16 protein-coding genes and 1 tRNA gene are annotated in these 24,020 nt (G+C 64.2%); 12 read left to right on the top strand and 5 right to left on the bottom strand.

Features of this window, described 5'->3' with window-relative positions; genetic code table 11:
• Positions 1-11 precede the first annotated feature (11 nt).
• From ntrB to MRBLMA1_RS02765, 3 genes are all read left to right on the top strand, one after another.
• The gene (ntrB, locus tag MRBLMA1_RS02775; RefSeq protein ID WP_363734883.1) at positions 12-968 is read left to right on the top strand and encodes a nitrate ABC transporter permease; all 957 of its coding nucleotides are present in this window, start codon (positions 12-14) and stop codon (positions 966-968) included.
• A gap of 14 nt (positions 969-982) precedes the next feature.
• The gene (locus MRBLMA1_RS02770) at positions 983-1,786 is read left to right on the top strand and encodes an ABC transporter ATP-binding protein (RefSeq protein ID WP_363734882.1); all 804 of its coding nucleotides are present in this window, start codon (positions 983-985) and stop codon (positions 1,784-1,786) included.
• 80 nt (positions 1,787-1,866) lie between these two features.
• Positions 1,867-3,144 carry an alginate export family protein gene (locus tag MRBLMA1_RS02765; protein WP_363734881.1) on the top strand — a complete coding sequence of 426 codons (1,278 nt, stop codon included), beginning with the start codon at positions 1,867-1,869 and terminating at the stop codon, positions 3,142-3,144.
• A 350-nt stretch (positions 3,145-3,494) separates the two neighbouring features.
• Here MRBLMA1_RS02765 and MRBLMA1_RS02760 read toward each other — a convergent pair.
• From MRBLMA1_RS02760 to MRBLMA1_RS02750, 3 genes are all read right to left on the bottom strand, one after another.
• A tRNA-Pro gene (locus tag MRBLMA1_RS02760) sits at positions 3,495-3,571 on the bottom strand.
• Between the two features lie 129 nt (positions 3,572-3,700).
• A complete protein-coding gene (locus MRBLMA1_RS02755; RefSeq protein ID WP_133654171.1) occupies positions 3,701-3,913 on the bottom strand; it encodes a hypothetical protein in 213 nt (70 codons plus the stop codon).
• Between the two features lie 156 nt (positions 3,914-4,069).
• Positions 4,070-5,440: a M28 family peptidase gene (locus tag MRBLMA1_RS02750; RefSeq protein WP_363734880.1), complete on the bottom strand. Its 1,371-nt coding sequence runs from the start codon at positions 5,438-5,440 to the stop codon at positions 4,070-4,072.
• A gap of 100 nt (positions 5,441-5,540) precedes the next feature.
• Here MRBLMA1_RS02750 and ettA point away from each other — a divergent pair, with 100 nt between their 5' ends.
• The 8 genes from ettA to trxA all read left to right on the top strand — a co-directional run bounded on the left by ettA (position 5,541) and on the right by trxA (position 18,830).
• Positions 5,541-7,226 carry an energy-dependent translational throttle protein EttA gene (gene ettA, locus MRBLMA1_RS02745; RefSeq protein WP_363734879.1) on the top strand — a complete coding sequence of 562 codons (1,686 nt, stop codon included), beginning with the start codon at positions 5,541-5,543 and terminating at the stop codon, positions 7,224-7,226.
• A gap of 364 nt (positions 7,227-7,590) precedes the next feature.
• Entirely contained in the window at positions 7,591-9,936 is a 2,346-nt protein-coding gene (locus MRBLMA1_RS02740) for a sensor histidine kinase (protein ID WP_363734878.1), read from the top strand.
• Positions 9,929-10,387, top strand: a complete 459-nt coding sequence (gene tsaE, locus MRBLMA1_RS02735; protein ID WP_363734876.1) for a tRNA (adenosine(37)-N6)-threonylcarbamoyltransferase complex ATPase subunit type 1 TsaE — start codon at positions 9,929-9,931, stop codon at positions 10,385-10,387. The genes MRBLMA1_RS02740 and tsaE overlap by 8 nt, the downstream gene beginning before the upstream one ends.
• A complete protein-coding gene (locus tag MRBLMA1_RS02730) occupies positions 10,384-11,370 on the top strand; it encodes an aminoglycoside phosphotransferase family protein (protein ID WP_363734875.1) in 987 nt (328 codons plus the stop codon). The genes tsaE and MRBLMA1_RS02730 overlap by 4 nt, the downstream gene beginning before the upstream one ends.
• On the top strand, positions 11,367-12,077 hold the full coding sequence (locus MRBLMA1_RS02725) for a nucleotidyltransferase family protein (RefSeq protein ID WP_363734874.1): 711 nt from the start codon (positions 11,367-11,369) through the stop codon (positions 12,075-12,077). Before MRBLMA1_RS02730 ends, MRBLMA1_RS02725 begins: the two co-directional genes overlap by 4 nt.
• Positions 12,070-15,057, top strand: a complete 2,988-nt coding sequence (gene addB, locus MRBLMA1_RS02720; RefSeq protein WP_363734872.1) for a double-strand break repair protein AddB — start codon at positions 12,070-12,072, stop codon at positions 15,055-15,057. Before MRBLMA1_RS02725 ends, addB begins: the two co-directional genes overlap by 8 nt.
• A complete protein-coding gene (gene addA, locus MRBLMA1_RS02715) occupies positions 15,038-18,481 on the top strand; it encodes a double-strand break repair helicase AddA (protein WP_363734871.1) in 3,444 nt (1,147 codons plus the stop codon). The genes addB and addA overlap by 20 nt, the downstream gene beginning before the upstream one ends.
• A 28-nt stretch (positions 18,482-18,509) precedes the next feature.
• Entirely contained in the window at positions 18,510-18,830 is a 321-nt protein-coding gene (gene trxA, locus MRBLMA1_RS02710; RefSeq protein WP_363734870.1) for a thioredoxin TrxA, read from the top strand.
• 114 nt (positions 18,831-18,944) lie between these two features.
• Here the strand turns inward: trxA and MRBLMA1_RS02705 are convergent, their stop codons facing one another.
• Complete coding sequence (locus tag MRBLMA1_RS02705) at positions 18,945-19,742, bottom strand: inositol monophosphatase family protein (protein WP_363734869.1); 798 nt, start codon at positions 19,740-19,742, stop codon at positions 18,945-18,947.
• A gap of 16 nt (positions 19,743-19,758) precedes the next feature.
• Positions 19,759-20,985: a bifunctional glutamate N-acetyltransferase/amino-acid acetyltransferase ArgJ gene (gene argJ / locus MRBLMA1_RS02700; protein WP_363734868.1), complete on the bottom strand. Its 1,227-nt coding sequence runs from the start codon at positions 20,983-20,985 to the stop codon at positions 19,759-19,761.
• Positions 20,986-21,166: 181 nt separating this feature from the next.
• Between argJ and secA the strand changes: the two genes are divergently transcribed.
• Positions 21,167-23,896, top strand: coding sequence for a preprotein translocase subunit SecA (secA, locus tag MRBLMA1_RS02695; RefSeq protein ID WP_363734867.1), 2,730 nt, complete (start codon positions 21,167-21,169; stop codon positions 23,894-23,896).
• Positions 23,897-24,020 lie beyond the last annotated feature (124 nt).

Here is a 24,020-nt window from a genome sequence, read left to right as displayed (position 1 = left end):
AGGAGATCAGCATGGCATCGCCATCGCCCGGCAAGACCAATGGACCGTCGGCTTCGACCGGCGGGTCCGCCACCGAATTGGGGGTCATCCTGCCCTATCCCGAGGAAGCCATTGCGCGCCGGAGCTTCGAACCCGTTGCGGCGCCGGTTCATCCATTGATCCGCAGCCTCAGGTCAGTCGCCGCAAACGTCACGCCGACGCTGCTGATGGTCGGCGCGCTGCTGGCCTTCTGGCAATTGCTCTGCGGATCGCTGGATGCGACTTTTCCCAGTCCGCTCAAGGTCTGGCAGGAGAGCCATGACGTCATCGTTCACCCGTTCAAGGGCGTGGAGATCGGCCTTACCCATCTCAGCATCCAGGACGGCGGCGATGTCGGCATTGCCGGCCATGTGCTGACCAGCCTCGGCCGCGTGCTGATCGGCTACAGCATCGCGGCGGTGATCGGCGTAGCGCTGGGCATATTGATCGGACAGAGCGTGTTTGCCTTCCGAGCGCTCGACCCGCTGTTCCAGGTGCTGCGCACCGTGCCGCCGCTGGCCTGGCTGCCGATCAGCCTTGCCATTTTCCAGCAGGCGCAGCCGTCCGCGATCTTCCTGATCTTCATCACCGCGATCTGGCCGATCATCCTGAACACGGCGGTGGGGGTGCAGACCATTCCGGCGGCCTATCGCAACGTGGCCAAGGTACTGGCGCTCAATCCGGTCGAATATTTCGCCCGCATCATGCTGCCCGCCACCGTGCCGCACATGTTCACCGGCCTGCGGATCGGCGTCGGCATGAGCTGGCTCGCCATCGTTGCTGCGGAAATGGTGCAGGGCGGCACTGGCGTGGGCTTCTTCATCTGGGACAGCTACAACAGCTCGCTCCTCACCGACACCATCGTCGCGCTGATCTGGATCGGCATGGTGGGCTTCGCGCTCGACCGGATGGTCGCGCTTGCGGGCCGCATCATCGGCCGCGCCGGCTGAAAAGGGGGATTGGCATGAAACAGCGCAGTTATCTCGCACTAGAGGGCATCAGCGTCGAATTTCCGACCAGGGCGGGGCGCTTCTGCGCGCTCGACGGGATCGACCTGGAGGTGGACAAGGGACAGTTCGTCGCCCTGATCGGCCATTCGGGCTGCGGCAAGTCGACCTTGCTCAACGCCGTGGCGGGGCTGGTCAAACCAACGCGAGGCGCGATCTTCCTCGACGGCGAACTGGTCGATGTGCCCGGGCCGGATCGCGCGGTGGTCTTCCAGGACCACAGCCTGCTGCCGTGGCTCACGGTCGAGGAGAATGTGCGCCTGGCGGTCGACAAGACGGCGGGCGGCAAGAGCAAGGCCGAGCGCAAGGATTGGGTGATCCATAATCTGGAACTGGTCCAGATGGCCCACGCGGCGGGCAAGCGCCCCGGCGAACTGTCCGGCGGCATGAAGCAGCGCGTCGGCATCGCCCGCGCCATCGCAATGAACCCGCGCGTGCTGCTGATGGACGAACCGTTCGGCGCGCTGGACGCGCTGACGCGGGCAGCGTTGCAGGATGTGGTGATGAATTTGCAGGCGCGGCTGAACAATACCGTGTTGATGATCACCCATGATGTCGATGAGGCGGTCTTGCTGGCGGACAGGGTCGTCATGATGACCAACGGCCCGGCCGCCCGCATCGGTGAGGATCTCACGGTGTCGCTGGCGCGTCCCCGGAACCGGCTGGAGGCCATAGATACCGTCGAATATGCCGAAGCGCGTTCGGCAGTAATCCACTTCCTGCATGAGCGCTATCGCAATCCGGCGACGCTCGCGGCCTGAAATCAAAGGAACAATCGGGTTTGGAGAGGCTGCCCTGAAATGGCCCAGAATAGCCATCGGGAGCAAATGAAGGGGGATTTATGAAGAAGGTTTATTTCCTGTTGTCGGCGTCGGCACCGATAATCGGTCTGTCCGCGGCCGCAGCGCAGGCGCAGGAGGTCGTGTTCAAACCGATCGTGGAAGCGCGCCTGCGCTATGAGACGGTCGATCAGGCCGGCCCGGCGCCGCTCAGCAGCAGCCGGGACGCCAATGCCGTGACAATGCGACTGCGTGCGGGGGGCGAGATTTCGAAGGGCCCCTGGGCGCTGCTGGTCGAAGGGGAAGGCACGCTGGCGATCGATGAGGATTATAACAGCGGCGTCAACGGCAAGACGCTCTACCCCATCGTCCCCGATCCGGAAAATGTCGAGGCCAACCGGGTGCAGATCCAGTATCGCACCAAGCCGCTGATCGTGACCGTGGGGCGCCAGCGGATCAACCTGGACGACCAGCGTTTCGTCGGCTCCGTCGCATGGCGGCAGAATGAGCAGACATTCGATGCCGTGCGCGTCGAATATATGGGCGTGAAAAACCTGAAGATCGACCTGAGCTACGCCATTTCGGCGCGCACCATCTGGGGCATTGACGGGGGCAAGTTCGGCTCCGTCAACCGGCCGACGCAGATCGACGGCGACGATATTTTCGCGAACATCTCCTACAAGACCAAGCTGGGGACGCTGACCGGCTTTGCCTATCTGGTGGACGAGGATGAGGCCGTGGCCGCGCTGAGGCGCAACAGCAGCCAGACATATGGCGTCCGCTTCATGGGCGCGCAGCCGCTGACGAAGAAGGTGAAGCTCAGCTACCTCGCCAGCTATGCACGGCAGAGCAACTATGCGACCAATCCGGTCGACTATTCGGCGGACTATGCCACGGCGGAACTGGGGTTGGATGTTGCGGCGTTCAAACTGACGGCCGGCTATGAACTGTTGGGATCGGATGCGGGCGCGACCGGTATCGCGGGCGGCTTTGCCTTTCAGACGCCCTTCGCGACGCTGCACAAGTTCAACGGCTGGGCCGACAAGTTCCTGGCGACACCAGGCACCGGCCTTCAGGATTATTATGCCGGCATCGCCTATACCGTGCCGAAGGTCGGCAAGGCCGGGCCGCTCGTCGCCTCCTTCATCTACCATCATTTCAGCAGCGACCGGCTGTCGATCCATTATGGCGACGAATATAATGCGCAGATAACGCTGAAGCTGAACAAGCATTTGAGCGCGCTCGTCAAATATGCCGAATATGATCGCAAGGGGATCGCCAGCTATGCCGGCGATGCCGACACCAGGAAGTTCTGGGCGCAGATCGACTACGCGCTCTGAAATCGCCTGTCCGGCGTGAATGCCGGTATCATGAGCCATCGCTGCCGACCCAGGGTTGGCAGCGATGGTTTTTGCTTCGCAGGCGGCTGTTCCGGGCGGTCGGCTGTTCCGGCACCGGACGCAAGGATAAGCCGGCGCGCTGCCAGAACGGCGTGCCTTTAGGAACGGGAACTTCGGAGCTTCCCCTGTCGTTCAGCATGCAAAGCCAGACGACGGAGGACCGACTATATGGGCAAGGGCATTCTGCTGTGGCTGCTGGGCGTGCCCATTCCCGTCATCATCGTCCTGTGGCTTCTGTTCCATTGAACTGAACAACCGGCATGACCGGCATCCACAATATATTCGGGTAATGGTCGGGGAGACAGGATTCGAACCTGCGACATCCTGCTCCCAAAGCAGGCGCGCTACCAGACTGCGCTACTCCCCGGCGCCCGCGGGCCTTAGCGGTGAAGCAGGCCGCCCGTCAATCGCGCTTTTGCCTTCATTTCCGTTGGCATAGAAAAAGGGCGGATCGCCAAGACGATCCGCCCTTTCGAAAATCTCGCGGAAGCGAAGATTATTTGGCGTTGGCGGCGTTGCCAGCGACGTTCGCAGCGTTGGCGGCGTTGTCAGCGGCATTCGCGGCGTTGTCAGCAGCGTTGGTGGCGTTTTCGACAACGTTCTCAACAACAGCGTTCGAAGCGTTCGCGGTCTCGTTGGCCGGCTTCTCACCGCAAGCGGCGAGGGCCATCAGGCCGGCCGAAGCGAAAACAACAGCGATCTTCTTCATTGTGTACGGCTCCCATAGCATTTTGCCGCGTCGTCACGCCAAAAAACGTGACCTACGCGAGCGACCCGCATTAACGTGTGCGCTGCACAAATCAATGCTTTTCTGCGTCGGTGAAGCGACAGAATCACGCGACAGGGTGTTGTCTACAATAAAAGTTCAGTTACTTCCTAGCGATTCCGGCGCATTTGCGATTTCGAAAAGTGCAACTGCCCATGCCGCGACATTCTGCCGAAGCTGCGCCGGGTCGATCTTGTCCAACGTGTCGTCCGGTGTGTGATGGATGTCGAAATAGCGGGTGCCGTCCTGCTGGAGGTCGATCACGGGAACGCCCGCCTTCACCAGCGGTTCGATGTCGGAGCCGCCGCCAGCGGGCAACCGGCTGGCGCCGATGCCGAGCGGAGCCAGTCCGGCGATGACACGGCGGGCAAGCGCGTCCTGACCCTGCGGCAGCTTGAAATCCACGCGCCACACGCGGTCCGCGCCGAAATCCGATTCCATCGCCATGGCATGCGCTTCCTTGCCATGCGCGTCGAAATAGGCGCGCCCGCCATTTCCGCCCACTTCCTCTGCGCCGGCCATCAGTACGCGGATGGTGCGGCGGAGCGGTCCTGTCTTGCTCGCCTGGAGCGCGGCCGCCGCGACGATGCCGCAGCCCGCGCCATCGTCGATTGCCCCCGTTCCCTGGTCCCAGCTGTCGAGATGACATGCGGCGACGACGATGCCGGCCTTTGGATCGCTGCCGGGAATTTCAGCGAGGACATTGCCCGAGGGCTGGTCCTTGAGCATCTTCGAGGTGAGCGTGAGATGAAGCCGCACGGCCTGTCCCCGCGAGACGATCCGGACGAGTTGGTCCGCATCCGGCACGCTGAGCGCGGCGGCGGGGATGGGCTTTACGCCGTCCGCCCACATCTGGACGCCGCTATGCGGCTGGCGGTGATTGTCGGTGCCGATCGATCGGATCAGGATGGCGATGGCGCCCTTTTTGGAGGCGACGCTGGGCCCCTGCCGACGGGTTGCGCCGAAATAGCCATAGGAACTGCCGTCCTGCGTCGCATGCATCGCATGACTGACAAAGGCGATCTTGCCTTTGAGGCTGCCGTCAGGAACCGCCTCCAGATCGGCGAGCGTCGGGAAATAGGCGATGTCGCCCTCAATCCCCTTGTCCGGGGTCGACGCGCTGTTGCCCAGGGCGGCGAGGACCAGGGCTTGGGGGAAGGGCGCGATCACCCGGGCTTCGTCATGTCCACGCAGCCATACCGGCATGGTGTAGGGCTCTGCGCGGACGTTCGAGAAGCCCAGGCTTTTAAGCTTCGCCACGGCCCAATCGCGCGCCCGCGCCTCCTGGGGCGTACCGGCGGGGCGGGGGCCGACCTCCGTGGTCAGGCCTTCGGTGAAGTCCATTGCGATCTCGTCCGCCAGGGCAGCGGTTCGAATCGCATCGGCACCGGAGGCGGCAAGGAGCGGGGAGGGTGTAAGGATGCCGCCCAGGATAAGGGCGGCCAGCGTGCCCGATCGGATTTTATGCATGGATCAGGCTTAGCGGGGCATCCCCCATTTGCCAACGCGTTCTGCCTCCGCTAACTCCGCCGCAAATTTTCACATAATTCCTTCGGAGCTGCTTCAAGCCATGTCTGCCTCCTCCCAATACGCCTTCGTCATGAAGAGCATGACCAAGAGCTTTCCCGGCGCCGCCAAGCCGGTGCTCAACCAGATCAACCTGCAATTCTATCGCGGGGCGAAGATCGGCATCGTCGGCCCCAACGGCGCGGGCAAGTCGACGCTGATGAAGATCATGGCCGGCATCGACACTGATTTCAGCGGCGAGGCTTGGCCTGGCGAGAATATCACTGTCGGTTACCTGCCGCAGGAGCCGCAGCTCGACCCCAGCAAGACGGTGCTGGAAAACGTCAAGGACGGCGCGCGGGAAGTCGCCGACAAGCTGGACCGTTTCAACGAGATCAGCATGATCATGGCCGATCCGCCGGAGGACGTCGATTTCGACGCGCTGATGGAGGAAATGGGCACGTTGCAGGAACAGATCGACGCGGTCGACGGCTGGACGCTCGACAACCAGTTGGAGATCGCGATGGAAGCGCTGCGCTGCCCGCCTTCGGACTGGCCGGTCGACAGCCTGTCGGGCGGTGAAAAGCGCCGCATCGCGCTGACCCGCCTGCTGATCCAGAAGCCGGACATCCTGCTGCTCGACGAACCGACCAACCACCTTGATGCCGAGAGCGTCGAATGGCTGGAAAATCACCTGAAGGAATATGCCGGCGCGGTGCTGATGATCACCCACGACCGCTACTTCCTGGACAATGTGGTCGGCTGGATCCTGGAGCTCGATCGCGGCAAATATTTCCCCTACGAAGGCAACTACTCCACCTATCTGGAGAAGAAGTCCAAGCGTCTGGAACAGGAAGACCGGGAAGCGACAGGTCGCCAGAAGGCGATCAACGACGAACTGGAATGGATCAGGGCCGGCACCAAGGGGCGCCAGACCAAGTCCAAGGCGCGTATCAAGAAGTTCGAGGAACTGGTCGCCAGCCAGGAGAACCGTACCCCCGGCAAGGCCCAGATCGTCATCCAGGTGCCGGAGCGCCTGGGCGGCAAGGTGATCGAGGCGAAGAACATCAGCAAGGCTTATGGCGACAAGCTGCTGTTCGAAAACCTCTCCTTCATGCTGCCGCCGGGCGGCATTGTCGGCGTGATCGGGCCGAACGGCGCGGGCAAGTCGACCCTGTTCAAGCTGATCACCGGACAGGAACAGCCCGATTCGGGCGAAATCGACATCGGTTCGACCGTGCGCCTGGGCTATGTCGACCAGAGCCGCGATCACCTCGATGCGTCGAAAAATGTCTGGGAGGAAGTGTCGGACGGGCTCGATTATGTGAAGGTGAACGGCCACGACATGTCGACGCGCGCCTATGTCGGCGCCTTCAACTTCAAGGGGCAGGACCAGCAAAAGAATGTCGGCAAGCTGTCCGGCGGTGAGCGCAATCGCGTGCACATCGCCAAGATGCTGAAAAAGGGCGGCAACGTGCTGCTGCTCGACGAACCGACCAACGACCTTGACGTGGAAACGCTGGCGGCGCTGGAGGAAGCCATCGAGAATTTCGCGGGATGCGCCGTGGTGATCAGCCACGATCGCTTCTTCCTGGACCGCCTGGCGACTCATATCCTGGCCTTCGAAGGCGACAGCCATGTTGAATGGTTCGAGGGCAATTTCGAAATGTATGAAGAGGACAAGCGCCGCCGTCTGGGCGATGCGGCGGACCGTCCCACGCGCCTCGCATATAAGAAGCTGACGCGCTGATTTTCGCCATGCGGTGCGGAGATGATCAAGGGATTGCAATCATTGCAATGACGGGCTTCATTTTCGCACTTGCAAAATAATGTGCTGCACTGCACATAGGAAAGGCCTTTCAGGCATCCTCTCCTAAAACTTTCCGGCCGGTCCTTTTTGGATCGGCCTTTTTTTGTGCCCGGTGACGTGCTTGAGAGGCGTTGGGCGGGGTGTTCCGGGCTGGGCGAGGGCGCTTCCGTCGGGCTCGTAGGCACGGCGCGGCGCAAAGCGCGATTCTTTCCATCTCGGTGCTTCACGCTGCATCGGACTTGGGTTAGTCCCCTCAGAACAATGGACAGGGCAGATATCAGGCAATGAGGGTGAAGCAGGTCTAATGGCGTTGACCCCTCTTTCCGGCGTGATCCTGGGCGTCGTGCTGGCCTTGTGGCTGGGTGCTGCGGTCTGGGCTCTGTCCAGTGGTCAGCGTCGGCGCCGCGAAGGCATGCAGGCGCAGGGAAAGCTCGACAGGCTGTCTGTCCTGCTCGCTTCGGCGCCGGCCGCGCCCATCGTCATCCACCCGGATGGGCGGCTGGAGGCGGCCGACCGGCTCGCCAAATGGCTGGGCAAGGATAGGGTGCCCACTTTCGTTTCCGAATTCACCGCGCCGGACGGCGGTCTGGAACCCGGTGATGCGGCCGCCCTGGCGCAGGAGATCGCTGCGGCCCAGCGTGCCGGGCGCAGCTTTGCACTGCCGGTGAAGGGCGCCGATTCGTCGCGCCTGCTGCTGGTCCGCGGTGCGCCTGCCGGGCCGGTGCTGGCCGAAAGCGGCGGCGTCGTCCTGTGGATCTTCGACGCGACCGACAGCCAGGCGGAGATCCAGGCGCTGAAGGGCAAGGTGGAGCAGCTTCGCGAGGCGCTGGAGGCGCTGGCGGGGCTGGTCGAGGCGGCGCCCTTTCCCATGTGGCATCGCGCCGCCGACATGCGGCTCAGCCTGGTCAACACGGCCTATGTCCGGGCAGTGGACGGTGAAAGCGCGCGGGAGGTCATCGCCAACGGCACTGAACTGGTGGAGACGGTGGGCGGCGTCACGCCGCAGGCTGCCGCAGCGCAGACCCTGGCCGACGGCGCGCCGGTCGAACGTCTGGTCCCCGCGACTATCGACGGCGAAAGGCGGACGATGCGGGTGGTCGACGTTCCGCTCGGCGCGGCGGGCGTCGCGGGCTTTGCCATGGACCAGAATGAGCTGGAGCAGGCCCGCGTCGAACATCGGCGGCTGGAGGCGGCGCAGCGCGACCTGCTGGACCGGCTGTCCGCAGGGGTGGCGCGCTTCGGGTCCGATCGTGCGCTGCGCTTCTGGAACCAGCCCTTCATGAGTCTGTTCGGACTGGATCAGGAACGGCTGGCCGACAATCCGCCGTTCGAGCGGGTACTGGACCAGATGCGGGAAGCACGGCGGCTGCCCGAGAACAGGGATTTTCCGGCCTGGCGCGCGGAACGGCGCGACTGGTTCCTCTCCCCCGATCCGCGAGAGGAAAACTGGCTGCTGGCGGACGGCACCCATTTGCGCGTCTATGGGCAGCCTTTGCCCGATGGCGGTCTGCTGCTGATATTCGAGGATCGGACAGAGCAGGTTCAGTTGTCGAGCGCCCGCGACACTCTGCTGCGCGTCCGTACAGCGACTTTCGACAATCTGTTCGAATCGATCGGGGTCTTTTCCTCGGACGGACGACTGCACCTTTGGAACAGTCGTTTCCGGTCGATCTGGGAGGTGCCGGAGGATTTGCTGGCCAAACATCCTCGGATCGACGAACTGATGCGCGCCGTCCAGTCGCGCCTAGCCAAGCCGCAGCAGGCGAACCTTGTCCGCGAACTGGTGCGCGCCGCCACGGTGGAGCGCAAGCAGCGCGTCGGCCATGTCGGTTTTGCGGATGGGCGCATCTTCGAATTCGCGGCGATCCCGCTGCCCGACGGCAATGCGCTGTTCACCATGCTCGACGTCACCGACAGCCGCCGGGTGGAACAGGTGCTCCGCGACCGCAATGACGCGCTGGAGCAGGCGGACAAGGTGAAGACAGCCTTCGTCACCAATATGAGCTATGAATTGCGCACGCCGCTCACCACCATCGCTGGTTTCGCGGAGATGATGAGTGCGGGCTATGCGGGCGAACTGAGCGATTCCGCCAAGGACTATGTCGATGGCATCCTGCAAAGCACCAGTCGCCTCTCCATGCTGATCGACAATGTGCTTGACCTGACGCAGGGCGAGGCGGGGATGCTGCCCATCGAAAAGGCGACGGTGGATCTTGCGGCGGAAGCGCGCGACGCTGTCGCGCGGATCAAGGGCGATGCGACGGCCAAGGGGATCGACCTTGCCACGTCGCTCCAGTCCAGCCTGGGCACCGTGCAGGGCGACAAGCGAAGGATCGGCCAGGTGCTGGATCATCTTCTGGAAAATGCAGTGCGTTATTGCGCCCGGGGGGGGCGCGTGCTGCTGCACGGCGATGGCGGCAATGACAAGGCGCGCCTTGTCGTATCCGACAATGGTCCGGGCATCAGCATCAAGCGGCAGGCAACGATCTTCGACGCGTCTTCCCGGACCGAACAGGCGCGCAACGGCGGCAAGGCGGGGATCGGCCTTCCGCTCGCCAAACAATTGGCAGAGGCCCATGGCGGCACGTTGCAACTGGTGTCGGAGCCGGGGCAGGGAACGATGGTCGTGATCGAGCTGCCCCGTGGCTGAAGCCGGTATCCTGCTGGCCACGGAGGCCGACATGCTGGCGTTCGGGCATCGGCTGGCAGCGCTGGTCCGCATTGGGGATGTCATTGCGCTGGAAGGCGGATTGGGCGCGGGCAAGACAACGCTCGCCCGCGGGATTTTGGAAGGACTGGGGTTGGAAGAGGAAGCGCCGAGCCCCAGCTTCGCCATTGTCCAGCCCTATGATATTCCCGATGTGAGGCTGCCTGTCGCCCATGTCGATCTCTACCGGCTGGACGGGCCGGAGGAGGCGCAGGAACTGGCGCTTGACGACTATCTGATGGACAGCCTGCTGATCGTCGAATGGCCGGAACGGATGGGCATCGGGGCCTGGCCCGGCGCGCTGCGTTTCCACATCGGCACGGAACCCGACGGCGCTCGGCGCTTGACAGCGGACGTGCCGGACGCTTGGACGGAGCGATGGTCACAGATATGATCCCGCCCGTTGCCGCTCCCGCCTTCCTCGCGCAGGTGGGGTGGGGTCAGGCCGCCGTCGTTCCCCTCGCCGGCGATGCCTCCTTCCGGCGGTATTTTCGGGTGATCGACGGCGCGCGCCGCGCCGTGCTGATGGATGCGCCGCCGCCGCATGAGGATCCGCGCCCCTTCATCGCGATAGCCGAACATCTGACGGAAAATGGCTTCGCAGCGCCCCGGATACTGGCGCGCGACCTGGAGGAAGGTCTGGTCCTGATCGAGGATTTCGGCGATCTGCGCGTGAAGGAACATGTCGAGGATCAGCCGGAGGCGGAACGGGATGTGTATCGCCGGGCCGTGGACCTGCTCGCCGCGCTTCATCGACTGCCTGCCGCTGACGTGCCGCCCTATGACCGTGCCGTCTATCAACGGGAGGCCGGGTTGCTCACCCAATATTATTGTCCCGCCGTCGGCCTGCCGGTGGATGAGGAGGGCTATGTCCGGGCATGGGACATGGTCCTTCCGATCGTCGAGCAATCGTCCAGCCCGGTGGTCACGGTGCTGCGTGATTACCATGCCGAAAATATCATGCTGATCGACGGGACGGCATCGCACGGGTTGGGCCTGCTCGACTTTCAGGATGCCCTTGCGGGGCACCCGGCCTATGATCTCGTCTCGCTGCTGCAGGATGCGCGGCGCGACGTGCCGCCCACGCTGGAGGCGGCGATGCTGGACCATTATTGCGCCATCGCCAATCCGCCGGCTGACTTTGACACCGCCTATGCCGTGCTGGGCGCGCAGCGCAACGCGAAGATCATCGGCATATTCACCCGGCTGTGGAAGCGCGATGGGAAGCCGCGTTACCTGTCCTATCTGCCGCGCATGTGGGACTTGCTGGAACGCGACCTTGCCCATCCGGCGCTGGCGCCCGTGGCGGAATGGTTCGCCGCGAACGTCCCCCCGGACAAGCGCCACCATGCGCTAGAGGACCATGTCCCGGCATGATCGACACCGCGATGCTGATGGCGGCCGGACTGGGCAAGCGCATGCGGCCGTTGACGGCGACCCGCCCCAAGCCGCTGGTCAGGGTGGCCGGCAAGCCGCTGATGGACCATGCACTGGACCGGCTGGCGGCTGGCGGCATCCGGAAGCTCGTGGTCAATGTCCATTATCTGGCCGATACGGTCGAAGCGCATCTGGCGGCGCATAATGAAGGCATGCAGATCGCCATTTCGGACGAACGCGGGAAGCTGCTGGAGACGGGCGGCGGGCTGATCCACGCGAAGGCGCAGTTGGGCGACGCGCCATTTTTCTGTGCCAACAGCGACAATCTGTGGATTGATGGGCCGCAGGAAACGCTGGGCATGATGCGCAGGATCTGGAACCCGGATCGAATGGACGCGCTGCTGCTGCTGGTGCCGCTCGCCCGCGCCCATTGCCATCGGGGACCGGGCGATTTTCACATGGACGCGAATGGGCGACTGACGCGGCGCAAGACTGCCCATGTCGCGCCCTTTGTCTTCACCGGCGTCCAGATCATGTCTCCCACGCTGCTGGTCGATCCGCCGTCCGATGTCTTTTCCACCAATGTCTTCTGGAACCGCGCGATAGAGTCGGGCCGCCTCTACGGTGTCTCGCACCAGGGGCTCTGGTTCGACGTCGGCACGCCGCAGGCCATTCCCATCGTGGAGTCGATGCTGGCCCATGGGTGAACGCACCCGCCCCGCATTGTTCAATATCCCCGCGCATCGCGCCTTTTCCGACGCGTTGGTCACGGGCATCCTGGCCCGGCACGGCAATGATCTGGTGCGGTTGGCGCAGGGGATGATCCTGCTGCCCAACAATCGCGCCATCCGGTCGGTGAGCGATGCCTTTGTCCGTAAATCGGGGGGCGGGCTGTTGTTGCCGCGTCTCGTCGCGCTGGGCGATCCCGATCTGGGCGAGCAGGTGGGTGGCGCGCTCGATCCGTTGGGGGAGGATGACCCGATCCCTCCCGCCATAGCGCCGATGCGCCGCCAGATGATCCTGGCGCGCATGGTGCAGCAGGCATCGGCACACCCGATCGATGCGGGGCAGGCATTGAAGCTGGCCCAGGCGCTTGGCGCGGTCCTCGACCAGATGCAGGTGGAGCGCGTCCCCGTGCGCGCGCTGGCAGAGCTTGGCCTGTCGGACGACCTGTCGCAGCATTGGCAGACATCGCTCAGGCTGTTCGGCATATTGCTGGCGCAATGGCCGCAGGAACTGGCGCGATTGGGGTGCATCGACCTCGCGGATCGACGCAATCGCCTGCTGGACCGCATGACGGCGCGCTGGGCCAAGGCGCCGCCCGATGGCTTCGTCATTGCGGCGGGAATGTCCACCACGGCGCCTGCAGTGGCCATGCTGCTCCGGCGGATTGCCATGCTGCCCAAGGGGGCGGTTGTCTTTGCCGGGCTGGATCAGGAGATGGACGCCGACGCCTGGAACGCCATTGGTCCATCGGATGCCGATACCCCGACCGGCAGCGCAACCGGTATCGGGCCCGGTGGGCTTGAGAGCCATCCGCAATATGCGCTGAAACGCCTGCTCGACCGGATGAGCGCCACGCGCGATGACGTGGCGCTCTGGCGCTGGGGCAGCGAGCATGACGCCCGCGCTGTCCGGGGACGCAACATCTCAAACGCCATGCTGCCGCCCCGGCTGACCAGCCGCTGGCGAGACCTCAGGACCGCTGACCGTCTGCTCGCCGGCGTCGAGACGCTGGAGGTCGCGACGCCGGGCGAAGAGGCGCAGGCCATCGCCATTGCCTTGCGCGAGGCGGTCGAGACGCCGGGACGCACGGCGGCGCTGGTGACGCCCGACCGGCAATTGGCGACCCGCGTGTCCGCCCATTTGCGCCGCTGGGGCATAGAGGCGGACGATTCCGCCGGGCAGCCGCTCTCGCGCCTGCCGCCCGGAACACTGCTGATCGCGATGGCGGAGGCGCTGGCGGAGCGCTTTGCTCCTGTTGCGCTGCTGACCCTGCTCAAACATCCGCTCGTCATGCGGGGGGAGGGGCGGCTTGCCTGGCTGGAGGGCGTGCGCGGGCTTGACCTGTTGCTGCGCGGGCCAAGGCCGCAGGCGGGCATTCATGGGCTCGACCTGTTGCTGGCCGAACGGGAGGGCGAGGACCGGCAGCGGGCCTTGCGCGACCGTACGCGGCTATGGTGGGCAGAAGCCCGAGAGCTGCTCGAACCGCTGGAGCAGGCCTTCATGGCCGCGCCGGACCTTGCGGGCCAATTGGCGGCAATTCGCGAGCATGCCGGTCGTCTCTCCCATGATACGGTCTGGGCCGGGCATCAGGGTCACGCCGCCGCCGATCTCTTTGCGGAAATGGAGGAGGCGGCGAGCGAAGGGCCGCGTCAGGCCGACATACGGGGGCTGCCTGCCCTGTTCGACCATCTTCTGGGCGGCCTGTCGGTTCGCCCGCCGCAGGGTGGCCATCCCCGGATCAGCATCCTCGGTCTCATCGAAGCGCGGCTGGTGCAGACCGACCTCATGATATTGGCCGGTCTCAACGAGGGTACCTGGCCGGGCCTGCCCGCGCCCGATCCATGGCTCGCGCCGCGCATCCGTCGGGAAATAGGACTGCCGGGCCTCGAAAACCGCATCGGCCTAGCCGCCCATGACTTCGCCAGCGCCCTGGGCGCGCCGCAGGTGCTGATCACGCGCGCCCGTCGCGGGGCGGGCGGTCCGGCGGTCGCCTCCCGCTTCTGGCTGCGGCTGAAGGCCATGGCCGGGCCGCAATGGAAGAATACCGGCCGCTATGCCGCATTGGCGCAGGCGATCGACCGGGCAGAGGAACACAGGCCCGCCGCGCGCCCCGCGCCTGTGCCGCCTTTGTCCGTGCGACCGAAGGTCATTCCCGTCACCGATGTCGATCGGTTGAAGGCTGATCCCTACGCCTTCTATGCCAAGCGCATCCTGCGCCTGGCGCGGCTCGACCCGGTGGATGCCGATGCCGGCCCCGCCTGGCGCGGGACAGCCGTCCATGAGATCCTTCAGCGATGGGCGGAGGAGGGCAACGGCAAGCTGTCCGATCTGGAGGCGCGGGCCCGGGCGATGTTCGACCGGCCCGATGTCCATCCCTTGCTCAGGGCTCTCTGGCAACCGCGCCTTATCGAAGCCATAAGATGGATCGCCGCTGAAGTCGCGAGCGACCTTGCCGCCGGGCGCAGGATCCTCTCGGTCGAGACCGAAGGCCGGGCGGAGATTGCCGGAGTGACGCTGACCGGCAAGGCCGACCGGATCGACCTGCTGCCGGACGGCAAGCTGGGCATTGTGGATTACAAGACCGGCAAGCCGCCCAGCGCGCGGCAGGTGAAGGCGGGCTATGCGCTGCAACTCGGCCTGCTGGGCCTGATCGCGGAACATGGCGGCTTTCCCGGCACCGACGCCGCGCCTGTCGTCGGGAGTTTCGAATATTGGTCGCTGGCCAGGAAGGGAGAGGCCTTCGGCTATCGGGAAAGCCCGGTCGATCCGCTGGGCAAGCGGGACAAGATCATCACCGCCGACTTCACGTCCGGGGTGCATGCCCAGTTCGAGGGCATCGCCGCCGCCTGGCTCAACGGATCGGCGCCCTTCGACGCCCAGGTAAATCCGGAAGTCGCCAGCTATGGTGATTATGACCAGCTCATGCGGCTGGAGGAATGGTATGGCCGGGACGATGGCTAGAAAGCCTGGGGCACTGCAACCGCTGGCTGGTGCGCAGGCGCAGGCCGCCGCACCTGATGCGCATGTGTGGTTGTCCGCTTCGGCCGGCACGGGCAAGACCCATGTGCTGACCGCCCGCGTTTTCCGTCTGCTGCTCCAGGGCGTGCGGCCGGAAAATATCCTGTGCCTCACCTTCACCAAGGCGGGTGCCGCGGAAATGGCGGATCGCATCCATGATCGCCTCGCCGCCTGGGTGCTCATGGACGAGGCCGACCTTTTTCATGACCTGGAGGCGCTGGGCGAAGAGTCGGGACCGGAAGCCCGCGACCGCGCCCGCCGCCTGTTCGCCGAAGTATTGGAATCGACCGGCGGCGGCCTCCGCATCCAGACGATCCACGGCTTCTGCCAACAATTGCTCACCACCTTCCCGCTGGAGGCCGACCTGCCCCCCGGTTTCCGCCCGCTCGACCAGCGCGAGCAGGCGATGCTGGCGCGCCAGACCCTGGCCGATATGGTGGTGGTGGCGCAGGAGCAGGGCGACGACATCCTGATGGAAGCGTTGCAGGCGCTGAGCCTACGCATGGGGGAGGGCGGCGCGGAAAATTTCCTGCTGCGCTGCGCGGCCCGGCTGGATGCGCTCGAAGCCCTACCGGAATATATCGCGCCATGGCTGCTGCGGGAACTGAACCTGCCTGAAGGAGACATTGAAGCCCACATTGCCGAACGATGCGCGGACGATCTGTTCGACATGCGGACGCTCGGCTGGATCGCTCAGGCCAATGCGGATTGGGGCACGGGACGCGCGCTCGAACGCTGCGACAGGATAGCGCGCTGGCGGGCTCTCGATCCGACGGCGCGCGCCACCGGGCTGGTCGATCTCCACGCGGTCTGGGCGAAGGCCGATGGCGATCTGCTTTCAACCGCCAAGGGTTGGGCGCCGTCAGTGGATGGTTATGGCGATGCGATTGCGCGGATGCATGAATGCTGTTCCGAACTGCTGGGCCTGCGCGTTCGGGCGGCCTATGCCGCGCTGCTCTCCAGGGCGTTGCATGCGGGGCGCGTCTACGCAAGAGCCTATGCCGAAGCCAAGCGCCTTGCCGGCGCCGTCGATTTCGACGACCTGATCGCCAATGCGGCCCGCCTTCTGTCCCAGCCCGGCATCGCCGACTGGATTCGCTACAAGCTGGACCAGCGGATCGATCACATATTGGTGGACGAGGCGCAGGATACCAATATCAGCCAATGGCAGATTGTCGGCGCATTGGCGGCGGAATTTTTCGCGGGCGAAGGCGCGAAGGGCGACAGGGTTCGCACCCTCTTCACGGTGGGTGATTTCAAGCAGGCGATCTTCGGATTTCAAGGCACCAGTCCCGAAGCCTTCCGCGCCGCGCAGATCGTCTTCCAACGCCATGCGGAAGATGCAAGCCAGATGTTCCACGACCTCTCGCTTCAGCACAGCTTCCGCTCGACACCCGCTATATTGGATGTGGTCGACCGCACCATAGCGACCCTGCGGGCCGAGCGCTTCGGCCTGGAGCCGGGCGAGGTCCAGCACATCAGCGCCAACCGCTTTCCCGGCGAAGTACTGCTCTGGAAACCTGTCATCGCCGGGCTGTCCGACGAGGCGGAGGGGGAGGAGGATTGGGCCGCCGACCAGGAACGGGTCCTGGCCCAGAGCATCGCCCGCCAGATCAGGCAGTGGATCGATGACGGGCTGATGCTGGAGAGCCGGGGCCGCCCGGTAACGGCGGGCGACATCATGATCCTGGTCCGCCGCCGCTCCGAACTGGCGCGGTTGATCGTGGCGCGGCTCTATGAAGAGAAGGTGGCGGTTGCAGGCATTGACCGCCTTCGCCTGAACCAGCCGCTTGCCGTGCGTGACCTGCTCGCCGCGTTGCGCTTCGCGGTTCAGCCGGAGGATGACCTGAACCTCGCGGCGCTGCTGGTATCGCCGCTGGTCGGCTGGACGCAGGACGAACTGATGGGCCGCCTTGTCGGCCGCCGCGTCGGACTGTGGCAGCATCTGGCGGGAACGCTGGACGACGTACTGCTGCACCCCTTGCGGCAGTTGCTGGCGCAGGCGGACTTCACCACCCCTTATCGCTATCTGGAGGAGGTCTTGTCCGGCCCGATGGATGGCCGTCGTCGCCTGATCGAAAGACTGGGTTCGGAGGCGGCCGATCCGATAGAGGAATTGCTGAACGCCGCGCTCGCCTTCGAGAATGATGATCACCCCTCGCTTCAGCGCTTCATCGACTGGTTCGACCGGGGAGAGGTGGAGATCGTGCGCGACGCGGCCGCGCAGGGGGATTCGCTCCGCCTGCTCACGGTTCATGGGGCGAAGGGATTGCAGGCGCCCATCGTCATTCTTGCCGACGCCTGCCTTGATCCGGACGCGGGCAACCGGGCCGATTCGCTGGAGTGGAATGGCCTGCCGATCATCGCCCCGCGGAAGGGGGAGCGGCAGGGAGCGATCGGCCAACTGGCCGAGGAAGCCAGTGCCGTCGAGCGCGCCGAACATTGGCGTCTGCTCTACGTTGCCCTCACACGGGCGGAGGAAAAGCTGGTGGTCGCCGGTTCGCTCGGTCCGCGCGCCAAGGGCGAGGTCAAGCCCGAAAGCTGGTACGCCGCCGTCGAAGGCGCGCTGATTTCGCTGGAGGCGGAGTGGGAGGCCGATCCGCTATGGGGCGCGCGCCGCCGCTGGCGTGGCAGGGAAATGCTCCCTCCAAAGGCGGCGGAGCAACGCGTTCCCGAAAGCCGGACAGCGCATGTCGAACCGGACTGGCTTCGCCGCCGCGCGCCTGTGGAGGCCCGGCCGCCACGTCCCCTGGCGCCCTCCGCCGCCATCGAGGATGATGTGCCCTATCCGCCGCCGACCCCGGCCATGCGGGACGCAGCCGAACGAGGGCGCTGGCTGCACCGGCTGTTCGAACGGCTGGCCGACGTGCCGCCGGACAGCCGCCGTGCACGTGCCGGCAACTGGCTGGCGCAGCAGGGCCTTGGCGATCCGGCGCAGCGGCATGACGTCATCGAACAGGCCATGCGGATCATTGAAGATCCGCGATTCGCGCCGCTGTTCCATGCCGATGCGCTGGCTGAGGCCCCGATCGCCGCCGTGGTGGGGGAAGCGGTGATCGCCGGGACCGTGGACAGGCTGCGCATCAGTGACGATGTCGTGCAGCTGGTCGATTTCAAGACCGGCCGCATATCGCCCCTGGGGATCGAAGAGGTGCCATTGGCCCATATCCGGCAGATGGCGGCCTATTCCGCTGCGCTTCAGGTGATATTTCCCGGCCGCAGGATAGAGGCCGGCCTGCTATACACTTCTGCTCCAAGGCTCATCACCCTGCCGCCTGAGCTGCTGGAACGGCACAAGCCGGGCTTTCCGCCCACGCAGGAGAATTTGCCGCTTCCGCCCGTTGAGACGGATGCGTCATCATCCTAAATATTCCGCAATCGAAGGAGATATCTAAATGGCTACCAAGGCAGTCACCGACCTCAGCTTCCAGCAGGACGTCATCAATTCGGACAAGCCCGTGCTTGTCGATTTCTGGGCGGAATGGTGCGGCCCGTGCAAGATGATCGGCCCGGCGCTGGAAGAAATTTCGGACGAACTGTCTGACAAGGTCACCATCGCGAAGATCAATATCGACGAAAACCCCGATGCACCCGGCCGCTATGGCGTGCGGGGCATTCCGACGATGATCCTCTTCAAAAATGGCGAAGCCGCCGCCACCAAGGTGGGCGCGGCGCCCAAGAGCGCGCTCAAGGGTTGGATCGAAAGCGTCCTTTGATGATGTCCGGAAAGGCCTGAAACGGCCTTTCCCTTTGGTGCTCCCGCATTTGCGGGAGCATTTTTCGTTCTGGAAGCTGGCGTTCCGCGATCGCGCTCCCCGCGCCTCGCTCCATCAACGGAACAGCCGGTCTGCCGCCAGATCCCAGAGGCGAGGGGATGAAGCCCCAAGCAGCCCGCGTCGCAGATCACCCACGACATAGGGTGAACCGTCCAGCCGCTGGCACAGCCCGCCCGCTTCGTTCACGAACAGCGTCCCGGCCGCATGATCCCAGGGCAAGGTGCGGGCAAAGACCGATACGTCATTCTGCCCCAGCACAAGGCGCGGATATTGCTCGGCAGCGCAACGGGGAATGTCCACCAGCTGGAAGATCGCCTCCGACCGGCGCCTGACGTCGGCGCGCTCCTCCTCCGTCATGAAATGGACGGCAAGCGCAGCAATCGGCAGCGCTTCGCCGCTTTCGCGTGCATGGACCTGCTGACCGTCGATATGGCTGCCAGCGCCCAATATGGCGTGGCACATGCGTCCGGTCAGCGGGTCCAATATCCAACCCGCCAAAATCGTGCCTGCATCCGCCAGCGCGACCATGATGCCGAAGGGCGGTTTTCCCGCGGCGAAGTTCCCGGTCCCGTCAATGGGGTCTATGATCCAGGTGAGCCCTTCGCCCGCGCGGTCCAGCATGGCGGGATCGGCGGCGCATGCTTCTTCCCCGATGACGCCTGCTTCGGGCAGGATGGCGGAAAGCCCCTCCGCCAGCCGGAATTCGCTTTCCTTGTCGGCGATGGTGACGAAGTCATCGGCCGCTTTCTCGGCCACCTCGTGGCTGGCGAGATTCTGGTAGCGCGGCATCACCACGTCACGAGCCACCTCGCGCATCAGCGCGACGACGGGTTCATGCAATTCCGTGGGCATCAGGCCCGTCCTTTTCTCAACTGCGATAATCCGCATTGATCGAGATATAGCCGTGGGTCAGGTCACAGGTCCAAACCGTGGCCCGACCATCGCCCAGCCCTAGGTCGACGCCGATCACTATGTCCTGCCCCTTGAGATGGGCCGTCACCGGCGCCTCGTCATAGCCCTCCACCGCCAGCCCGCCCGATGCGACCTGCGTCGCGCCGAAGCGGATGGAGAGCTTGTCCCGATCGGCCGGCTCGCCTGCCTTGCCGATCGCCATCACCACGCGGCCCCAATTGGCATCCTCGCCCGCGATGGCGGTCTTCACGAGCGGTGAGTTGGCAATGGAAAGCGCGATGCGGTGGGCGCTCGCGTCGCTTTCCGCGCCCTCGACGGTGATCTGAACGAATTTCGTCGCGCCTTCGCCGTCGCGCACCACCAGATGCGCCAGTTGGCGGCAAAGATCGTCGAGCGCCGCGGCAAAGGCGTCCGCCCCGCCATCCTCCATCGAGAGGAGCGGCGGGTTGCCCGCCTTGCCCGTTGCGAAGGCCAGCACCGTATCGCTGGTGGACGTGTCGCTGTCGACCGTGATGCAGGAAAAGCTCTTCCGGTTGGCGGCGGACAGAATCTGCTGCAGCAATTTGGCGTCGATGGCGGCGTCCGTGAAGATATAGCCCAGCATCGTCGCCATGTCGGGAGCGATCATCCCCGAACCCTTGATAATCCCGACCAGTTCGACCCGCGTGCCGCCAATCATGGCAGAGGCGCGGGCGCCCTTGGCATAGGTGTCGGTCGTGCCGATGGTGGTCGCTGCCTCTTCCCAGCCGCAGGGCGCGGCGACAAAGGCGGCCTCCAGCCCTGCCTCCGCCTTGTCCACCGGCAAAGGAACACCGATTACCCCGGTCGAGGAGATGAAGACGCTGGAAGGCTGGCAATCCAGATGGTTCGCGACCTTGGCGGCGATCGCCTCCACCGCTGCACGGCCCCGGTGGCCGGTAAAGGCATTGGCATTGCCCGCATTCACCACCAGGGCTCGCGCGGAACCCAGTGGAATGGCGTCCCGGCACCATTCGACTTCAGGAGAGGGGCATTTGCTCTGCGTCGTGACGCCCGCCACGGCCGTGCCTTCGCTCAGCTCTACATAGGTGAGGTCGCACCTGTCCCAATTCTTGTATCGCGCCCTGGCGACGCGCGCGGTGACGCCCGCAATGGGCGGAAGTTCAGGAAAGGCAGCGGGGGCAAGGGGCGAACGTTCTGTCATGCCCGTCGCTTAGCGCAATATGCCCGTCCGTCAACGGAGAGATGGGCGGACATGGAGCTTTCCGATGCTATCCGGCATGCCCGCTCTGATTGACTAACGCCTGTGCGCGTCCTAAATCGCCGCGCATGTCCGCGTGCATCGCCCCAAAAGGCGTGCGCGTCCCCTTTTGTCAGGAATTTGCATGTTCGGCGCACTCGCCAAGTCTATTTTCGGCTCCTCCAACGACCGCTATGTGAAGTCGCTGGGCAAGACCGTCGAACAGATCGCCTCTTTCGAACCCACCATTTCGGCCATGAGTGACGAGGAACTGGCGGCGCAGACCGTGCGGTTCCGGGAGCGGCTGGCACAGGGTGAAACGCTTGACGGCCTGCTGCCCGAAGCCTTCGCCACGGTGCGGGAAGCCGCCAAGCGGACCTTGGGCCAGCGCCATTATGACGTGCAGATGGTGGGCGGAATCGTGCTTCATCGCGGCGAGATCGCCGAAATGCGCACGGGCGAGGGCAAGACGCTGGTCGCGACGCTCGCCACCTATCTGAACGCGCTGGAAGGGAAGGGCGTCCACGTCGTCACCGTGAACGACTATCTGGCCAGCCGCGACTGCGAATGGATGGGACAGGTCTATCGCTTCCTGGGCCTTACCACCGGCGTCATCGTGCCGAACCTGTCGGAGGACCAGCGCCGCGAGGCGTACAGTGCCGACATTACCTATGCGACGAATAACGAGCTCGGCTTCGATTACCTGCGCGACAACATGAAATATGACCGCGCGTCGATGGTGCAGCGGCCTTTCAACTTCGCCATCGTCGACGAGGTGGACTCGATCCTCATCGACGAAGCGCGCACGCCGCTGATCATATCCGGCCCGACCGATGACAAGTCGGAGCTCTATGTCTCCGTCGATGCCATCGTGAAGCAGCTGGACGAGAGCGATTATGAGAAGGACGAGAAGCAGCGCACCGTCACGCTGACCGAGGACGGGACCGAGAAGATCGAGCGCATGCTGGAAGGGGCTGGGCTGCTGCAAGGTGCCAACCTCTATGATTTCGAAAACACCGCCGTCGTCCACCATGTCAATCAGGCGCTGCGTGCGAACGTGATGTTCCGCCGCGACATCGATTACATCGTCAAGGATGGCAAGGTCATCATCATCGACGAGTTCACCGGCCGCATGATGGATGGCCGCCGCTGGTCGGACGGTCTGCACCAGGCGGTGGAAGCCAAGGAAGCGGTGAATATCGAGCCGGAAAACCAGACACTCGCCTCCATCACCTTCCAGAATTATTTCCGCATGTACCCGAAACTGGGCGGCATGACCGGCACGGCCGCGACCGAAGCCACCGAATTCTACGAAATCTACAAGATGAACGTCGTCACCATCCCGACCAACCGGCCGGTGCAACGTGTCGACGAGGAAGACAGCTTCTACAAGAATCTGGAAGACAAGTTCCGCGGAATCGCCAAGACCATCAAGGTCCATGCGGAGCAGGGCCAGCCTGTCCTTGTCGGCACGGTTTCGATCGAAAAATCGGAAATGCTCTCCGAATTCCTGACGCAGGAAGGCGTGAAGCACGCCGTCCTCAACGCCCGCTTCCATGAAAGCGAAGCGCATATCGTGGCGCAGGCAGGCCGCAAGGGCGCCGTCACCATCGCCACCAACATGGCCGGTCGCGGTACCGACATCAAATTGGGCGGCAACCTTGAATTCCGCGTCGAGGACGAACTGCGCGACATGCCCGAAGGGCCGGAGCGGGAAGCCGCCATCGCGCGGATCGATGCAGAGATCGAGGCCGAAAAGCAGGAAGTTCTCGCGGCTGGCGGCCTTTTCGTGCTGGGCACGGAACGGCATGAAAGCCGCCGCATCGACAACCAGCTTCGCGGCCGTTCGGGCCGTCAGGGTGACCCCGGCCTTTCGCGCTTCTATCTGAGCCTCGACGACGACCTGATGCGCATCTTCGGCCCGGACACGATGTTCGCCAAGATGATCCGCTCCAACCTGGAGGATGGCGAGGCGCTGCCCCCGTCCAAATGGCTCAGCAAGGCGATCGAGACTGCCCAGAAGAAGGTGGAAGCCCGCAACTACGACATCCGCAAGCAGGTCGTCGAATATGACGATGTGATGAACGATCAGCGCAAGGTCATTTACGAACAGCGCAGCGACATCATGGATGCGGATACGGTTGATGATGTCGTTGCCGACATGCGGCATGAAACGGTCAATGATCTTGTCGGCGCATCATGCCCGCAGGGTACCTATCCCGAACAATGGGATATCGATCGGTTGAAGGTTCGATCGGCCGAGGTGCTGAACCTCGAACCCGATTTCGACGCCTGGCTGGCCGAGGACCATGTCGATCCGGAGATGATCGAGGAACGGCTCAGGACGTTGGCCGACGCGGCCGTGGCCGAGAAGGTCAGGGAACTTGATCCCGAGAGTTGGCATATGATCGAAAAGTCGATCCTGCTGCAAAGTCTGGACCATCATTGGAAGGAGCATCTGTCGACCCTCGACGCGCTGCGCCAGGTTGTCCATTTGCGCGCTTATGCCCAGAAAACACCGATCAATGAATATAAGCAGGAAGCCTTCGCCCTGTTTGAACGCATGCTCGGCAATATCCGCGAGGATGTGACCGGCTCCATCGCCCGCGTCCAGTTCCGCATGGAGGAGCCGCTGCCGGAATTCGACCTGCCGATACTGCCCGACTTCATCACGACGCATATCGACCCGTTTTCGGGCGAGGATAATAGCGGAGACTTCGACGGTGGTCAGATCAGCGGCATCACGACGACCCTGCCTCGTCCCGCCGCAGGAGGACCGGCTGGCGAGTTCGCCAATCTGGACATCAGCCGCAACGCGCCATGCCCATGCGGATCGGGCCAGAAATACAAGCATTGCCACGGTGCGCTCAACTAGAAGGGTTCTGACCTGACTGGGTCAGGTCACCCTCCTGGCCTTATGGTTTTTCGGGAATCACCTGCCGCGATCGGTCCCGATCGCTGGTGAATGGTTCCACGCGCGCCTTCGCAGCGTCCCGCGC

It is taken from the genome of Sphingobium sp. LMA1-1-1.1 (assembly GCF_040676365.1).
GTDB lineage: Bacteria > Pseudomonadota > Alphaproteobacteria > Sphingomonadales > Sphingomonadaceae > Sphingobium.
The sequence above is the reverse complement of the archived record's forward strand: the minus strand, read 5'-3'. Positions and strand labels throughout refer to the sequence as shown.

Coding starts and splice junctions, on each gene's coding strand:
- MRBLMA1_RS02750 (WP_363734880.1), bottom strand. CDS start 5,440: ATGCATAAAATCCGATCGGGCACGCTGGCCGCCCTTATCCTGGGCGGC.
- MRBLMA1_RS02740 (WP_363734878.1), top strand. CDS start 7,591: ATGGCGTTGACCCCTCTTTCCGGCGTGATCCTGGGCGTCGTGCTGGCC.
- argJ (WP_363734868.1), bottom strand. CDS start 20,985: ATGACAGAACGTTCGCCCCTTGCCCCCGCTGCCTTTCCTGAACTTCCG.
- ntrB (WP_363734883.1), top strand. CDS start 12: ATGGCATCGCCATCGCCCGGCAAGACCAATGGACCGTCGGCTTCGACC.
- ettA (WP_363734879.1), top strand. CDS start 5,541: ATGTCTGCCTCCTCCCAATACGCCTTCGTCATGAAGAGCATGACCAAG.
- addB (WP_363734872.1), top strand. CDS start 12,070: ATGGGTGAACGCACCCGCCCCGCATTGTTCAATATCCCCGCGCATCGC.
- MRBLMA1_RS02730 (WP_363734875.1), top strand. CDS start 10,384: ATGATCCCGCCCGTTGCCGCTCCCGCCTTCCTCGCGCAGGTGGGGTGG.
- secA (WP_363734867.1), top strand. CDS start 21,167: ATGTTCGGCGCACTCGCCAAGTCTATTTTCGGCTCCTCCAACGACCGC.
- MRBLMA1_RS02755 (WP_133654171.1), bottom strand. CDS start 3,913: ATGAAGAAGATCGCTGTTGTTTTCGCTTCGGCCGGCCTGATGGCCCTC.
- trxA (WP_363734870.1), top strand. CDS start 18,510: ATGGCTACCAAGGCAGTCACCGACCTCAGCTTCCAGCAGGACGTCATC.
- addA (WP_363734871.1), top strand. CDS start 15,038: ATGGCCGGGACGATGGCTAGAAAGCCTGGGGCACTGCAACCGCTGGCT.
- MRBLMA1_RS02705 (WP_363734869.1), bottom strand. CDS start 19,742: ATGCCCACGGAATTGCATGAACCCGTCGTCGCGCTGATGCGCGAGGTG.
- MRBLMA1_RS02725 (WP_363734874.1), top strand. CDS start 11,367: ATGATCGACACCGCGATGCTGATGGCGGCCGGACTGGGCAAGCGCATG.
- MRBLMA1_RS02770 (WP_363734882.1), top strand. CDS start 983: ATGAAACAGCGCAGTTATCTCGCACTAGAGGGCATCAGCGTCGAATTT.
- MRBLMA1_RS02765 (WP_363734881.1), top strand. CDS start 1,867: ATGAAGAAGGTTTATTTCCTGTTGTCGGCGTCGGCACCGATAATCGGT.